This is a genomic window from Vibrio iocasae (assembly GCF_042245395.1).
GTDB classification, from domain to species: domain Bacteria; phylum Pseudomonadota; class Gammaproteobacteria; order Enterobacterales; family Vibrionaceae; genus Vibrio; species Vibrio iocasae.
In genome coordinates, this window is the sequence record NZ_CP145311.1 from 2,252,046 (window position 1) to 2,268,492 (window position 16,447).

13 protein-coding genes are annotated in these 16,447 nt (G+C 43.4%); 6 read left to right on the forward strand and 7 right to left on the reverse strand.

Annotated elements, in window-relative coordinates; all coding sequences use genetic code 11:
- The first annotated feature begins 96 nt into the window (after positions 1-96).
- The 4 genes from SNR28_RS19925 (at position 97) to SNR28_RS19940 (ending at position 4,514) form a co-directional block, all read left to right on the forward strand.
- Positions 97-1,257 carry a DUF1887 family protein gene (locus SNR28_RS19925; RefSeq protein WP_375750367.1) on the forward strand — a complete coding sequence of 387 codons (1,161 nt, stop codon included), beginning with the start codon at positions 97-99 and terminating at the stop codon, positions 1,255-1,257.
- Between the two features lie 430 nt (positions 1,258-1,687).
- Positions 1,688-2,794, forward strand: coding sequence for a carbohydrate porin (locus tag SNR28_RS19930; protein ID WP_375750368.1), 1,107 nt, complete (start codon positions 1,688-1,690; stop codon positions 2,792-2,794).
- A 261-nt stretch (positions 2,795-3,055) separates the two neighbouring features.
- Positions 3,056-3,955 (forward strand): transcriptional regulator, encoded by a 900-nt coding sequence (locus SNR28_RS19935; protein ID WP_375750369.1) that lies wholly within the window; start codon positions 3,056-3,058, stop codon positions 3,953-3,955.
- On the forward strand, positions 3,942-4,514 hold the full coding sequence (locus SNR28_RS19940; RefSeq protein WP_375750370.1) for a regulatory protein ToxS: 573 nt from the start codon (positions 3,942-3,944) through the stop codon (positions 4,512-4,514). The genes SNR28_RS19935 and SNR28_RS19940 overlap by 14 nt, the downstream gene beginning before the upstream one ends.
- Positions 4,515-4,574: 60 nt before the next feature.
- Here SNR28_RS19940 and udp read toward each other — a convergent pair whose 3' ends face one another.
- The 7 genes from udp to SNR28_RS19975 all read right to left on the reverse strand — a co-directional run bounded on the left by udp (position 4,575) and on the right by SNR28_RS19975 (position 13,384).
- The gene (gene udp / locus SNR28_RS19945; protein ID WP_375750371.1) at positions 4,575-5,333 is read right to left on the reverse strand and encodes a uridine phosphorylase; all 759 of its coding nucleotides are present in this window, start codon (positions 5,331-5,333) and stop codon (positions 4,575-4,577) included.
- 244 nt (positions 5,334-5,577) lie between these two features.
- Positions 5,578-7,893, reverse strand: a complete 2,316-nt coding sequence (locus tag SNR28_RS19950) for a zinc/cadmium/mercury/lead-transporting ATPase (protein WP_375754125.1) — start codon at positions 7,891-7,893, stop codon at positions 5,578-5,580.
- 111 nt (positions 7,894-8,004) lie between these two features.
- On the reverse strand, positions 8,005-8,478 hold the full coding sequence (locus tag SNR28_RS19955; RefSeq protein ID WP_375750372.1) for a response regulator: 474 nt from the start codon (positions 8,476-8,478) through the stop codon (positions 8,005-8,007).
- Position 8,479: 1 nt separating this feature from the next.
- The gene (locus tag SNR28_RS19960; RefSeq protein WP_375750374.1) at positions 8,480-9,808 is read right to left on the reverse strand and encodes an ATP-binding protein; all 1,329 of its coding nucleotides are present in this window, start codon (positions 9,806-9,808) and stop codon (positions 8,480-8,482) included.
- Between the two features lie 18 nt (positions 9,809-9,826).
- A complete protein-coding gene (locus SNR28_RS19965) occupies positions 9,827-11,245 on the reverse strand; it encodes an SLC13 family permease (RefSeq protein WP_375754126.1) in 1,419 nt (472 codons plus the stop codon).
- 196 nt (positions 11,246-11,441) lie between these two features.
- Entirely contained in the window at positions 11,442-12,908 is a 1,467-nt protein-coding gene (locus tag SNR28_RS19970) for an MATE family efflux transporter (RefSeq protein WP_375750376.1), read from the reverse strand.
- Between the two features lie 59 nt (positions 12,909-12,967).
- Positions 12,968-13,384 (reverse strand): CBS domain-containing protein, encoded by a 417-nt coding sequence (locus SNR28_RS19975; protein ID WP_375750377.1) that lies wholly within the window; start codon positions 13,382-13,384, stop codon positions 12,968-12,970.
- Positions 13,385-13,631: 247 nt separating this feature from the next.
- Here SNR28_RS19975 and SNR28_RS19980 point away from each other — a divergent pair, with 247 nt between their 5' ends.
- Positions 13,632-14,930 carry a patatin-like phospholipase family protein gene (locus SNR28_RS19980; RefSeq protein WP_375750378.1) on the forward strand — a complete coding sequence of 433 codons (1,299 nt, stop codon included), beginning with the start codon at positions 13,632-13,634 and terminating at the stop codon, positions 14,928-14,930.
- A gap of 78 nt (positions 14,931-15,008) precedes the next feature.
- Positions 15,009-16,364 carry a patatin-like phospholipase family protein gene (locus tag SNR28_RS19985; RefSeq protein ID WP_375750379.1) on the forward strand — a complete coding sequence of 452 codons (1,356 nt, stop codon included), beginning with the start codon at positions 15,009-15,011 and terminating at the stop codon, positions 16,362-16,364.
- Positions 16,365-16,447 lie beyond the last annotated feature (83 nt).

A 16,447-nucleotide genomic window follows, 5' to 3' on the forward strand; every position in this document is an offset into this window, starting at 1 on the left:
TATAGGATTAATACCATATCTTTAATACAGGCCCGCTGAGCTTCTTTTCTTTATCAATCTTTTGCTGGCCATAAATTATAATTACGAGGGCATGATATGGCCGTTCATGTAGGCATCATAGATCAAGATCCGATAAGACTTGTTACACCACTTTTAGATCACCGTTCAGTTTGCAAACATGTCGTCTTCATTGGCGACGAAACGCAGTTTGAAATGTATAAGAGGCTTGAATCTGTTTTAAATCAAAGAGATATTCAGGCTGAATTTTTTGAAATCCCATCTATTGTCGATACATCTCTGATTCGAAAAGCCATTCATAAACTGGAAAAAGATTTAGCTTCCAGAGGGAAAGAGGTCAAGTTGAATGCGAGCTGTGGCCTTCGTCATCGTCTTCTAACCGTGTATGAGATGTTCAGACAAAACCGATGGGAAATTTTTGTCGTCGAACCAAACAGCGACAAGATTTGCTGGCTCTATCCTGAAGGCTTACCAGATATACAGTTGGCTGACAAAATTACTATCTCCGACTACCTAACTATTTTTGGGGCAAGAGCAGAATTCAATGAGCTGGAGGTTTCTGAGCACCTTGATCAGAAGCTATACGAGTTAGGACAGAAATGGGCGGGTAACGCTCTGGAGCTGGGCCCTGGCCTGGCGACGCTAAACTACCTTGCCACCACTTGCCGTAAAGAGCAGAAACTCGATGTTGAACTGACAGAGAAGCAACAAGGTTACCGAGAGCTGAACATGCTCCTTGAAGACTTAGTTGCGACTGAGCTTGCTGACTACGAAAACGGTATTCTGACTTTCAAGAGCGAAGATGCAAGACGCTTCTCAAATGGTGAGTGGCTGGAAACCCTTGTGCACAGCACCGTAAAACAAATTCAAGATGAACTGCCAACCATTCAGGATCGCTCTCTGAATGTTCAGGTATATCGTCAGCTAGGCGAACGCGAAGTGAGAAACGAGCTTGATGTCGCCTCTGTTGTTAACAATAAGCTCCACATCATCGAATGTAAAACCAAAGGCATGAGAGATGATGGCGATGACACGTTATACAAACTCGAATCCCTTCGAGACCTTTTAGGCGGACTGCAAGCACGCGCTATGTTGGTAAGCTTCCGTCCTTTACGACACAACGATATCACTCGCGCAGAGGATTTGGGACTTGCTCTAATAGGTCCGGACGAGCTAAAGGAGCTGAAGAGCCATCTAAGAGTGTGGTTTAATGACGCTGGCGGCCACGAAGATTTGTGATCATTTGAAATACGCTAATTAGCGAACTCAATACCTTAATACCGCTTTCCCTATATAAGCGGTATTTTTTTGTTCAAAGTTCAGAGCTCAAATTTAATATCTTAACTCTGACTATAAAATCCCACGAGAATTCCCTGAATCACACCATCAACACTTATTAACTTGGCCTTAAACTCCATACCTCTGTTCCTACCTACTTTCAACACCCTCCTCTTTTAGGAAATTTATAGCCAATTAATCTGCTTTTATCTTTATTTACATGTAACCAACTGTTTTTAATTACTTTATTCAGCCACTAAATTTACGTGATTGATATAGAAGAACCCCTCACAACAATTGTTCAGACGGTCCAAAGCCAGCAAACTTTGAGCACAGGTCAACACACAAACTGAACTAAAAAAGTATTCTAATACTCACATAGGGTTAAATAATGAAAAAAGCATTTAAGTACTCGATCGGTGCTATTTTGGTCTCTGCTGCGCTATCAGCAAACGCTGGTGTTACGGTTGTAGATAATGAGGAAGGCAAATTTTCGATCGGTGGTGACGTAGAATTTGATTTCAACTACAGGGATAGCGAATCCAAAGCATACGGTAAAGGCTTTGATCAGTCCGGTCGAATTCTCATGAACTTTGCCGGTGAAAGATATACAACATCTGATCACTATTTCAAATTAAATGCTCAGGCACTGTTTGATACCAGTGGAAACATGGGCGTCGATGATGCATGGTTCTCTTTTGGTAAGAAAGATGGCTGGGATATTAAAATGGGCCGCTTCGAAGGAACAGACATGTTCCCTGTAGGTCAGGATACTTTCCTGGAATACTCTGGCGATACTTCGAACAGCCTGCATAACGACGCAGCTTTCTACACATACCAACTTAAAGAAGCTCGCGGACGTGGTGCAGAAGGTCAAGCCATGTACAGTCAGCAGTTTGGCGACCTATACGTAGAAGTGGGTACCATGTTTGGTGACCGTACTGCAATGTTCACTGACAACACATACCATGGAAGAGAACTGCAATATAATGAAGACTCTTTCCTGATTCGTCCGGTCGTTTCCTATCAGGCAGGTAACTTTAAGATCTCTGCGGCAATGGAAACAAACCTAGTTAGTGATGCAATCACGACAAAAACTGGCAATGTCGATGTATCTGATCGTACCGGATATGGTGTGACCGCAAACTACAGCATCGACGACCTTTCTATAAACCTAAACTGGGCACACATGGATGCGGTTGACGAAACCAACTCAACCGTGGGTCTAAACGTACTCTACAAAGGCTTCGGTGTCGGTTACGTACAGGGGGAAAACGAGTACGAAGTTAACGAGATCAAGGGCGGCTTGCTTGAAGGTGACGCATCCATTGAATCCTGGTACGCCTCGTATCATTTCGCAAATGTTCTGGACGTAGAAGATTTCTCCGTTTATGTCGGTGCTTACCTGTCTAGCATTGATGATGATGACCTTACAAGAGGAGAGTTCACCGAGCACGACGACAAAGGTTACCGTATTAGATTTAAGTACTTCTTCTAAGACTAAAAATAAAGCAACAACAAAAGGTGCCACGCTCTCATAAAAAAGGCGCTTTATATAATACTTAAAACGTCAGTTGGCTACTTCTTGCAACTTGCTGCAAGAAGTAGCCATTAAAATTCAATAAGTTAACAAGGCTCTGATAAAACCATATCTTTGTTAAATGTATGTCATTTAAATATCACTTTAGACACTTCAATAAACCCAGCTGATATAATTTCTTTCAATTTGTCCCTGATTAACAAGATGAAAATTCTATAGATGACTTTAATATTTGAACCATCTGAAACTCTATTGATTGGAAATCGATTTACTTTTCAGCCCGCACGGCATGAACTCATTGACTGCCAAGAAGGTAAAACAATTAAACTCAGTGAACCTGGATCCAGACTGCTTTACTTTCTGGCTTCTCACTCAGGTCAGAAGTTGAGAAAACAGCGGATTATTAAGTATGTATGGCATGATCTGGGACGGATTGTTCAAACCTCAAGTTTGGTTCAGGCCATATACGAACTGCGCAAAGCGTTTGGAGAGAAAGGGCTGAAGCACCCTTGCATTATAACGGTCCCAAACTATGGCTATGTGTTCACTGCTAAGGTCGAGTTAGAAAGTGATGTCGTGGCATCGACTACTGCTAAAGATACCTATGGTAACGACCGTGGTGATGACTTGATTTCTGATGCTTTAGTTTCTGATACTTTGGTTTCCAATGCTATGGCTTCCTCTGTTGCTTCAAGCCAATACGCGCCCAAGCTACATAGCTCTATCTATGCGGGAATAGCACTGATGAACAAAAAGGTGCTGCTATCTATGGCCCTTGTATTGGTAAGCGTCACTATCACAGCGTTTCATCACTTGTCCCCCATGACACTTACTAGCCAGTCATACAACTCCAACATGCAAGAGATAGAGGCGATAAACGGCATAAGCGTTTTTACCACAGAATCTAAAATATCGAATACCTTGTTTTCTAACGCTGAACGCTGCGTAAACCAATATATGGACAAAAGTAACGAAAACTTTGCGAAGCCTTATAAGCTATTAATAACAAAAAACATATTCAACAAAGCATCTCTGCATATCATGTTTCAACCACCGTATCAGCATCTAAACAAGTCTATACGCGCCAACAATAAGAATGAGTTCTATGAAAATTGCTAGCCTATTAAGTAAGTCTAACCTATTGGTGGTGGCCGCAGCTGTTTTGCTTGCTGCCGTATTTTGTTGGACAGATAGTCACAAGGCAGCAAGCCAACTGCTCACCCATAGCGAGTGGCACTCTGAGGTTAAACTCTCGGTAGATGTTCAAAAGGATGATTCTTCTCAGATTGAACACTTAGATGTCGTTGTGACGAATAAATATGAGTTCCTGGATAACAATATATTTATCCGTTCATCGCAAATTGAAGTGCCAGAACAAAAAAAGTCCTATGACTTTGTCGCTATCGGGCACTGGGATTTAGAAGAGGACTATCTGCTCTTTGATAAAGTCAGCTATCAGGGAAAAGATAAAGCTAACGCGCATATGAAGTCGCAAATTGATCGCTTTATCTTCCACTCAGAGCAAAGCTGGCAAATTCTAAGCCTTACTCAGGACACGCTTCTTGTAGAAACCGTAGGAGATGGAAGTATGGTCCTGTCAACCTGCCAGGACGAATGCCTGCAACTGAGTGCTGTCTTGAACGCGAAAGATGACTTAAGAGAGACACAGTACAATTAGTGAATACAAAAAAGGTTGGCAAAAGCCAACCTTTTCAATCAGTCATCTGTTTTTTACAGATTAAAGCATCTTACGTGCTGCTTCGATTACAACCTTGATTGAACGAGCTTCTGTCTCTTTTAGCGTAGAGTGATCTGGAATCTCTTTCTGAGTACGGTTGATGATAACACCAGCTACACAGCCTGCTTTCAGACCAGAGCTTGCACACATAGTAAGAAGCGTTGCTGATTCCATTTCAAAGTTCAGAACACCCATGTCCTGCCACTCTTGCATAGAGCCCTGGAAACGCTTAACTACACGACCAGAGAAAGTATCGTAACGTTCCTGACCTGGGTAGAAAGTATCACTTGAAGCCGTTACACCCATATGAACTGATGCACCAGTCTCTTCAACAGCCGCTTTCATTGCTGTCGCAACTTCAAAATCAGCAACAGCCGGGAACTCCATAGGAGCGAAATGCAAGCTAGCACCGTCAAGACGTACTGAACCCGTTGATACGATCATGTCACCAACATTCACGTCAGGCTGGATTGCACCTGTAGTACCAACACGCAGGAATGTACGAACGCCACACTGTGCCAATTCTTCAACAGCAATAGAAGTAGAAGGACCACCAATACCAGTCGAACAAATGACTACCGGAGTACCGTCAAGCTCAGCCAGGTAAACATTGTATTCACGAGCACGAGCAAGTTGTACCGGATTCTCCATCTCATTTGCAATCTTAGGCACACGATCAGGGTCACCAGGGATAATTGCAACTGTTGCACCTTTAAGGTCTGCTTCAGTAATACCTAGATGGAAAACAGGTTGAGACATAGTTGACTCCTTTTATTGGCGTAATTGTTCGCCGTTCAATGTTGTGGGGATACCAAGAAACTGTAGCTCAAGAATTCAATTATTAAAGTGATAAACATCACATACGAGAATGAATGAAATTTCAATATTACATAATTAAACGGTTTGCATCACACTTTTGACGATAATAGCTTAATAATCACTCTGTAAATAAAAGGGCACCTGCCTAACAGATGCCCTCGCCTACTCGCTCATTTTCATTCTGTTAATCGACTTGTTTCCCAAGCCTTAACAACCGTAACGCATTGATTGTAACTAGTACCGTAGCACCACTATCGGCTAAAACAGCCACCCATAGGCCAGTAATACCCAGGACACTCGTTACCAAAAATACCCCTTTAAGCCCCAGCGCCAACATAACATTTTGTTTTATGTTGCTGATGGTGGCTTTCGACAGTTGGATCATGCCTGCAACTTCGTTCAATCGGTTGTGGGTCAATGCTGCATCTGCTGTTTCCAGGGCAATATCACTTCCCCCTCCCATCGCGACACCAATGGAAGCCGCTTTCATCGCTGGTGCATCATTAATACCATCACCTATCATCGCAACGTTTTTCTCTGCTGCTATGCGACTCACCCATTCGACTTTGTCTTCCGGTAATAACTCTGCCTGATAGTTGATGCCAATTTTTGAACTCATCGATTTGGCACTTCTGCGATTATCTCCAGTAAGCATGATGCTTTCGACACCCATACTGGTTAGCTTACTTATCGTGGCTTTCGCTTCATCCCTTACCTTATCCTGGAGAGCGATAATCCCGATACCCTCGTGGTTTCTGGTCACCACCGCCACCGTTTTCCCTTCGCTCTCAAGTTCGGCCGCTTTTTTGAGAATGGTTTCGCCTATCCCTTCCGGCAGCTTGCTCGGTGAAAGAATCGATAGCTGTTCACCATCAAGTATTCCCTGGACACCCATTCCCGTTAATATCATTCTCTCTTGAGCTTCAGGGATATCGATATTCATGGCTTTTGTTTTTTCAATGATGGACACCGCCAGCGGATGAGAAGACCCTATCTCAATAGCCGATGCATAGGCTAATAGCTTTGCTTCCGCTAAGCCGCCAAATGGTACGATATCTGTAACTTGCGGCCTGCCCTCAGTAAGTGTGCCCGTCTTATCAAACGCTACTGCCTCAACATTGCCAAGCTGTTCCAGCGCAGCTCCACCTTTGATTAATACACCACGTCGGGATGCAGCAGCTAAACCAGAAGTTATTGCTGCTGGTGTTGAGATAACTAACGCACAAGGACATGCGATTAACAGAAGGGCTAAACCACGGTACAACCATGTTTCCCACGGCTGAGCAAAGAGCAATGGAGGAGTAACAATCACAAGCAGCGATACAAGCATCATTAGCGGCGTGTACCAACGGCTAAACTTATCAAGAAAACGCTCCATTGGTGCTTTATGTGATTCTGCATCTTCTATAAGGTGCAGGATACGGTCGACCGCATTTTCACCTTGCTCTGAGGTGACTTGAATACGCGTAACCTTATCTGCCACTACCGAACCGGCCATCACTTGTGCACCTTCCGGGCGCTCAACCGGAACCGACTCACCCGTCAATGCACTCTCATCAAAGCTTGCCGCTGCCTGCACTAAGCCATCAGCGGGTAATCTTTCTCCAGGACCGACTTCAATCACATCACCAGGGATAAGTGATTTTGCAGATACCTCTACCCGCTGGCCATCAACAATCTTGGTTGCCATTTCAGGTAAAAGCTTCATCAGAGACTGCACACCGCTTCTTGCTTTTGAAGAGGCGAAAGCTTCCAGCTTTTCACCAAGCAAGAAAAGCAACAACACCATAGCCGCTTCAGCGGATTCGCCGAGATATAAAGCACCAAGAGCAGCAACACTCATCAGTGTTTCAATAGAGAATGGAGAACCAGACTGTGCTGACTGCCAGGCTTTCTTAAGAATTGGCATTAAACCAAGCAAACAGATGGCAATAAACGCCCAATGACTAAATACAGGAAATGAAGATTTCGCCAGTGCTGATATTCCCATTGCAAGGCCAAGGGAAATAACCTGAATATTCTGCTTCAACAGAGACTTGGGAGAAAAATCGTGTTCGGGAATCGCATTTTTCTCATCATCGATAGTGAACCCAGTATTGATCACTGCATCTTCAACCAGCGCTGCGGTTGCTGAACCATCGAGCTGAACAACGAGTTTTTCTGTAGCAAACAGTACTTTTACCTGACTAACGCCTGCTATTTTGCGAACGGCCGTTTCCACTTTGCGCGCACAGGCGGGGCAATCCATACCACCCACTTTCCAGCTTTGAGTCTGTTGGGTGTTAGATGACGAGTTGGGTTTTAAACCGGAGGGTTCGGGCTCCTCACTGCCCGGATCAGCACCAGAACAGCACGAAGACTCCTGACTATCACAACAAGATGCTGGCTCTGTGCTCTCCATCTTAATGGAGGCAATTTTAGGGGCCTGCGTACAGCCACAAGCGTCGCTTATCTTGTGAATACTCACCTTAGAGTTACAGGCTTTTTGTTTTGCACACATCATTCTTTCCTTTCTATAAACTAGTTAGGCTATTACGCTAGATGTCATAACTCTAAACCTTAGAGCATACTCTAAGGTCAAGAGTTATTTGTACAAAATTAAGAAGTAACTTTATCTTAGCCTTTGTAGAACTACCGACTGATCCAGTTCATTCTGATAATCCGTGTAGTCCAAACCTTTATCGAAAATAAACTCGGTTACCAGTGTTCTTACTCGTTCAACAAGTTGTTCTGCAGACCATGGCTTCTCAAAGTAGCTTTCAATACGAGCTAAGTTAATCGCTGTAATCGTATCGTGATGCGTTGCCTGACCTGTCAGCAGAATCTTTTTAGTCTCTGCAAAACGTGAATCCTGAGAAATCTCGGTCAACAGTTCAACACCGGTTTTACCTGGCATCACATGGTCGGATATCACCAACGCAATAAACTCTCCTTCTGCGTCAAAGTCATCCATTAACTCAAGGGCTTCGTCGGCTGATTCACAATCTTCAATATTGATCCAGCGGCTTAGAGGTTCCAGATCTTGCAATACTGCACTTAGCACCTCTCTCTGGTCATCGACACAGATTAGATTCAACTTCTCCATATTATTCCTCGACTGGTAATTTAATTCTGAATATGGTTTTTTCAGCGCTGCTTTTCACCGCAATCGAACCACCATATCCACTGATTATTCGTTTCACGATAGACAAACCGAGTCCCAGACCAAACGAGAGTCCACCCTTTTTAGTTGTAAAGTTGGGTTGAAATATCTTCCGCCTCGTCGCTTCATCAATTTCAGGACCGTTGTTGGTTATCGTGATTAAAATTCTGTTGTTTGTATGACGCGTAGAAATCTCTATCGATGGTTCCGATGTCCTCTCCATCGCGTCACACGCGTTTTTCATTATGTTGGCCCACACCTGCACGAGCTCGGTTGATGAACCTTTGAACTGTGGTAACGTGGCAGCAGGACTAAGGTGAACAGAGACACGCCTCAGATCGCTTTGTAGCAGTGATATCGCTTTGTTGATCGACTCGTTAATATCAAGCCATTCATCCGTATCGATATCAGTACGACCAAGCTGTTTCACTGACTTAACAATGCCAACAGAATGTTTGGCTGCCAGCCTCATATCTCTGAGATCACGCCCGACACTCCAATACTTCACAGCCTCTTCCGGGTTAGCTAACCAATGTTTTGATATTTCACCTTCCGGTACCGCGCGCGCCATCGCTTTTGCTGTCTCTCTGGAAAACTTATGACTCGATTCCAGCGCTTTGGCTCGCTTACGTACATGTGAGGAGCTGGCAACTTGGCCGTGTTCTAACCCTTGCTTCAGAAAATCCATCGCTTCGGGATGCATCTCCTGTAGCAACTGAGAAACCACGTTCTCCAGCCTTTCCGTTTTGCTGTTTACAACACCGATAGCATTGTTCAGCTCATGAGCGATGCCCGCTGCGAGCTGACCCAGGGTTGTCATTTGCTCTGCGGTATAAAGCTTCTGAAGTGCTTCTTCTTTGGCGACAGCCTCTCTTACCGTTCTCATTTGGCGGTTTCTGAGTTCATGAATCAAAACCGGCGAGAACTGTTCATTGATGTCACCATAGATATCGGATGCAACAGGCCGTGTTTCTTTATCAATCCAGGTAAGGACCGATTTCTCTCTGGCAATCACCGTTGATGATGAAACGCCTTCTGACGAGAAAAAGCTGTATACACCAATAAAAGTGCCCTCTGTCGCTGTGAAGATTTTGGTCAGTCTCATGCCATCTTCATCAGCGACATAGCCTTCTAATGTTCCGCTCTGTACGTAATAGAGGCGATCGTTTTTATCACCTTGGTTAAATACAGGCATGTTTGCCTCTACCTCTATCGAACGCTTTGAGTTCGAGAAGTAGCGACTAATTAAACGGCTAATATTGGAAGCTTCCATAGTCTTAATATAACTCTCTTAACCTATGAATCCGACAACATTTAGAATCCACACAAGTACAAAGCTTCCCATAACACCAACAACACCCAGAATGACACCCACTCTCGCCATCTGACTGCTCTCAACATTACCTGTTGCATGAGCCAGTGCGTTAGGCGGTGTACTGATAGGAAGCGACATACCCAACGATGCAGCGAATGTAACCACCAGAATCAAGGTCATCTCTCCACCTAGCGGCGCTAGTGAGGCCATGGACGCACCAAGTGCCGCCATAATTGGCATCAACAGGTTTGCCGTTGCTGTGTGAGACATGAAGTTTGCCATGACAAGACAAAGGAATGCCGCACCAAACAGAACGATATATGGCGAGAAAGAATCAAATGGAATACTGTTTACAACCAGCTTTGCTAAGCCTGTTTTATCTAACGCCAGGCCTAGTGCAATACCACCAGACACCAACCAAAGTACATCCCAGGAAATCTTCTTCAGGTCTTCTTTATTAATAATCCCGGTAATAGAGAAAATCGCGACAGGGATAAGTGCAACAGTATATGAGTTCATACCATGCGCAGAGCCCATCAACCACAATAGAATAGTCAGACCAAAAGTAATATAGACGGTAATAGCCTTAGGTGTTTTTAGGAACTTACCTTTGATGTTCAACTCAATGGTTTGCTGTTCAGCTTTGTACAGAGTCTTTATCAGGTACCAGGCCAGCGCCATCATCAACACAACAAAAGGAACACCAAATGACATCCATTCACCAAAGGTAATCAGGTTGTCACCGACAAGATATTTAAGTGCAATCGCATTCGGTGGGGTACCAATTGGCGTACCGATACCACCAATGTTTGCCGCAACAGGGATACATAGCGCAAACGCAATTCTGCCTGGATCTTTCGGTCCAAACACCGCGATCACCGGAGTCAGGATCGACAACATCATTGCTGTAGTCGCTGTGTTTGACATGAACATGGAAAAGATACCGGTAATCAGCATCAGGCCAAGCATCACAAATTTTGGATCCTTGCCAAATGGCTTTAACAATACCCTTGCCAGGTTCACGTCGAGACGATATTTGGTCGCTGCCATTGCAAGAAAGAAACCACCAAGAAACAGCATGATGATAGGGCTGGCAAATGTCGCCATAATATCTTTGTAGCTTAACAAGGTACCAAAGCTCGGATCATCAGCACCGAAGCGGAAAAAGATAAGCCCCTTGTTAGAGAGTAACAACAGCTCCAACACAATAATAACGACAGAAGTAGCATAAATAGGGATAGGTTCGAAAACCCAACACAAGGCGGCAAGAAGAAAGATGGCGATAACGCGCTGTTGAATAACCGTAATTCCCTCAAACGGAAATGCAGACAAAGGCATTAACAGTATGATTAATGGGATAATTAACGGAATGATATATTTGCTGTATTGACGCATAACTAAATTTAATTCCATTTTGGAGTCTAAAGTTAAGATGGGCTCAGGATGTTAAAGCCCGAGCCCATCATTTCTGCGTCTATTATGTTTCTATTTCAAAATTAAATATCTGGCTATAGATCAAATTTCATGCAACAGATGAAAAAAAATTACGGTTTTATTGGTTTTAATTACCAAAATTATGCTTGTTGATAATTTACCCTGTAGATAAGCGCTCTTTTTCCTCTAACTCTTTGACAGGTATATCTTTTACACAAACACTATCTGAAGAACAAAATGGTGTCATGTTGACACTTGCTGTTGCAGGATCTTCTTCTTCCAGCTCAACTTCTACGTCTGTCATCAAATCAGAGATGTGTTTACGTAAAACTAAAAAGCCTAATACACCAAATAAAACGCTACCCAAAGCCTGACCATAAAGTACACCTAAAGCGCCAAACCATTGAGAACCAAAGTAAACAAATGGCAAGGTGCCTAAAGTGGCTTTACCCAAATTCAGTGTTGTTGAATAGAAAGGTTTACCCAAATTGTTGAATGAAGCATTCGCAACAAACAAAGCTCCGTTGAAAACAAATGAAAGAGAGACGTAGGTACAAAAAGCCGCCAGTATCACAGCTGCGTCACCGGTTAAGTTAAATCCTGCAATAATTAGATCCTGTAATAGAAACAAAATTACAGATACAGAAACGCAGTAAAGAGTCACAAACAGCAACGCATTGTTTAAAGTTTGCTTCACCCTGTCCAGTCGTTCCGCACCGTAGTTCTGTCCGATTATCGGCCCTACTGCACCAGATAGCGCAAAAATGGCAGCGAAACTTACAGGCATTAAACGACCGATAACAGCGAAACCCGCAACATAGTCTTCCCCAAATCGAGCAATCGAGGTTGTCACAATAGCGTTTCCTATCGGTGTGGCTGTATTCGTAATAATGGCAGGTACAGCAATTGCAACAATGGCACGAATGTCTTCTCTGATTTTTGCGAAACGAGGAAAGGTAACCAGGTTGTGTATCTTAATCAGAGGATAGATAGAGAAGAAAAGAACCGTAAATCTGGCGCAAACCGAAGCCAGTGCCGCCCCTTCTACATTCCAGTTAAAACCAAAGATAAAGAGCGGATCCAAAATGGCGTTAACTATACCGCCAGATAAGGTAGCCCACATTGAACGTTTTGCGTCACCCGCAGCTCTTAAACCTGCGCCCGCGGTCATCGCCAGAGCAATCACCGGGCTACTTGGCAGCAAAATACGCAAGTAAGCTTCTGCTCTCTCAGCCGCAAAACCCTCAGCACCAATGGCCGTAAGAAGCTCCGGAATATGCAGAAACATCAAAATTGTCACAATGACGCTTATCACCACACCAACACTCATGGTGCTTGCAGCAATTTGTCTGGCGTATTCGTGTTTTTTTGCTCCAAGCGCCCTTGATACAAGCGCGCCCATGGCGATAGAAGTACCGATAGAAACCGATGTAGAAAAGAAGATGAGCGTACCGGCAAACCCTACGGCAGCAGCAAGTTCAACCTGACCAAGCAAGCTGATAAAGAACATGTCCAGCAAATCGACAAGAAAAAGCGCCATCAGCCCTACCGAAGCTGAACCGGTCATAACCAGGATATGGCGCATTGTCGAACCTTCAACGAACTTCGCGTTATTGTCTGCCATTCATTTCTCCACCAAAAAAGGCGCATTGTGCGCCTTTTAAGTTAATTGTTACACTAATTTTATACCGGATGTTGGAAGCAATCATCAAGGCTCTGACCAATCGCTCTAAGAACATCACGTCTGGTAATAATACCGACTAATTTCTTATCATCAACAACAGGATACACCTTTGGTTTACCCACCTTTATCAGCTCTGCCAACTCAATGATACCCATATCAGGAGATACCGTTAACACATCCTGATACATACAGTCACTGACTATGTGAGTGTCCTGACAGTAGTAACTCACCTTAACCAGCTTATCGAGTAAATCCTGTTCAGATATAAAACCAATCACTTCGTCGTTCTCATTAACAACAGGCCCACCCAGGTGTTGAGAGGTCATCACCTTATCGAGCGCGGCAGTAAGAGACATTTCTGGTGTAAACCTTACAGCGCGCTTTTCCATGAAATCTTTAACTTTTAATGCATCCATATTTTCCATCTCCAAAAATACTGCGTCATCGCACGTTTACTATAAGTGTAGTCACTTCTTATTATGTGGCTAATTATTATTGTCGTCTAAATTCTTGATTTTGCTAAATGGAAAAAATCAATTTTATTGATAGGCAATATCAATACATAGCATCCATACGATTCACAGCATAATTATTAAACGGTATACTTACCGTTAAGTATCCGTATTTCGTCAATTCGAATCCGTGTTTAGGGAGCTTTTAGCATTGCGTATTCTCACTCTCCTGTTTGTTTGCTCCGCCTTTTTTACATCTAATATTCTCGCATCTATGGGCAACCAGAGACTGCATTATGACACCCAAGTAACTGACCTTTACTCTCTCGCCAGTACTGCTACAAAGCGCCACAATGGTGAACATTCGGTATTTATTGCTATGTCCGGTGGTGGTACACGTGCAGCGGCTCTCTCTTATGGCGTGCTTAAAGCGCTCAGAGAAATACCCATGAAAAAAGAGGAAGAACAGAGCACGCTGCTTGATGAAGTTGATTTTATTAGCGCGGTTTCAGGTGGCAGCTTTACAGCTGCATACTATGGACTTTTTGGAAATAAGTTATTCACGGATTTTGAACGGGACTTTCTTTATGCAGAAGTAGGTAAAGATCTGTTCTGGCGAACATTTAGTCCAAAGTCTTGGATCGGGTCTGGTCCCGATAGCAATAGCGCGATCAGTTACTACCAAAAGAAATTGTTCAAGGGCGCAACCTTCGCAGACTTTGATCAGGAAAACAGCCCGTTTGTTATCATAAATGCGACTGACTTAGGTGGAGAAGTGCGATTCTCTTTTACTCAAGAGTACTTTAATCTGCTTTGTTCAAATATCTCAAGTTACCCCGTAGCTAATGCCGTTGCCGCTTCCTCTGCAGTCCCGATTGTGTTTGATCCGGTTGTTCTGAAAAATCATACAGGTTGCGGTGAACAACAACTTTTAAACCTCGACGAAGAGAGTTACAACGGTGATGATTTAACCAAATCCACTGCTAAGGCCCTTCAACAGTACGCTGACAAAGCAAAAATACAATATGTACACTTAATTGATGGTGGTATCACTGATAACCTCGGCTTGCTCGCGATGTATGACATTATCAGTCTGAGCGATCAACGGTATCTGGATAATGCCCTTTCTGGTGATAAACCAAGCTTATTATCCATATCGGTTAATGCATCCACCACACCGACATCGACGATACACTCATCTCCGGAGGCGCCCGGTGTCGTTGAGATGCTAACGATGATGACAGGTGTTCAGATTCACCGACTCAATGACGTAGCAAAAACATACTTTAAACAATCTCTTTATCGGTATGGGCAGGCTCATAACGTCAAAGTTTACTTTGTAGATATAAATCTCTCAGATATCGCCGATCCTGATCTGCACGAATATATGAACAATATCCCTACTGACATGCAGCTAGAACCTCATGTTGTAGATACTCTTATTGCAGAAGGAATGAAGCAGCTGAATAACAGCACTGCATTTAAGGATTTTCTCCAAACATTGGATTGATACTTTTCGTTATATCCCAAAATCTAACGCATTAGATTATTGATATAAATCTAGAACAGACTAGAGCAAGGACGATTTATGCATAAATGGATTATTGTTGTTTGGCTCTTATTATTGCTTGGGACTCCCGTATACGGTGCTGCGGAAAACACGGCATACACTACGAAAGACTTACAATCTGCGTACTCGATTAAAAACTACATCGAACGTAATAATGGTGGCGAATACCGGATTGTAATCGCAATGTCTGGCGGAGGAACCAGAGCAGCGGCCTTGGCGTATGGGGTACTAAAAGCACTCCGTGCGGAAACGCTTCCCAGACGTTCTCATGAAAGCTTGCTTAACGAAGTAGATGTTATCAGTTCCGTTTCAGGGGGAAGCTTTACAGCTGCGTATTATGGATTATATGGTGAAAAAATATTCAGTGACTTCGAAGAAGACTTTTTATACTACGATGTCGATAGCGATCTCTATAGCATATTATTAAGTCCTTCCCGTTGGTTTTCATCTCAGGGCAGAACAGAGAATGCTATTGAATATTACCAAGATAAACTCTTCCCAAACGCCACCTTTGCAGATCTACAAAAAGCAGATGGGCCATTGGTGATTATTAACGCATCAGATCTAGGGAACAGTGTGCGTTTCTCTTTTTTGCAAGAATTTTTCGATCCTCTTTGCTCAGAACTTTCAAGTTATCCTATCGCAAACGCAGTTGCTGCCTCCTCAGCTGTCCCTGTCGTATTCAACCCTGTAGTACTAGAGAATCATGACACTTGTGACACATCGAAAAACAGATTTTTAGACAATGATTTCAGAGGTATATCTGAAATCACTCGCTCCACTCTTCGCGGTTTACTCGGATACAGGGGGGATAAGAAAAACAAAAAATACATCCACCTTGTAGATGGCGGAATCACCGACAACCTAGGGCTACTTTCATTGTACGACACGGCAGAAATTGCAGGCGGTCATGAAGTCATCATTGGCAAAGACAATAGAAAGCCTTCATCGCACTATGTACTTATTTCTATTGATGCCACAGCAGTGCCAGAGAATGCCATCAACCTATCGACAGAAGAGCCTAGTATTGGCGATACCGTTAGCCTCATGTCCAACATTCAGTTTCTGCGCTACAACACAAGTACCCGTAAGTTAATAAAGGAGTGGGTTGAAGAATATGTAGAAGTAGCAGCTAAACAAGGCGACAAGGTAGAACCCTATATCATCAATATCAACCTGTCAGAAATGGCCATACTGGATAATAAAAGAAGGAAGTTTCTCAACAATATTCCAACGGCTTTGACTCTCGAAAAAGAGCAAGTGGATGAGCTAATACTTGAAGGATACAATCAGTTACAAAACCATCCTGACTTTACGCGATTCCGAAACGATATTTCTAAAGCGAAGGAACCAACGCCGGAAACAAGCAACTAACGGCGATTTAAGACCTGCATCTCAAATTTAATGCAACACCTACATTGTTTCACTTATTATTAGTGACATAATCTAAAAATGTT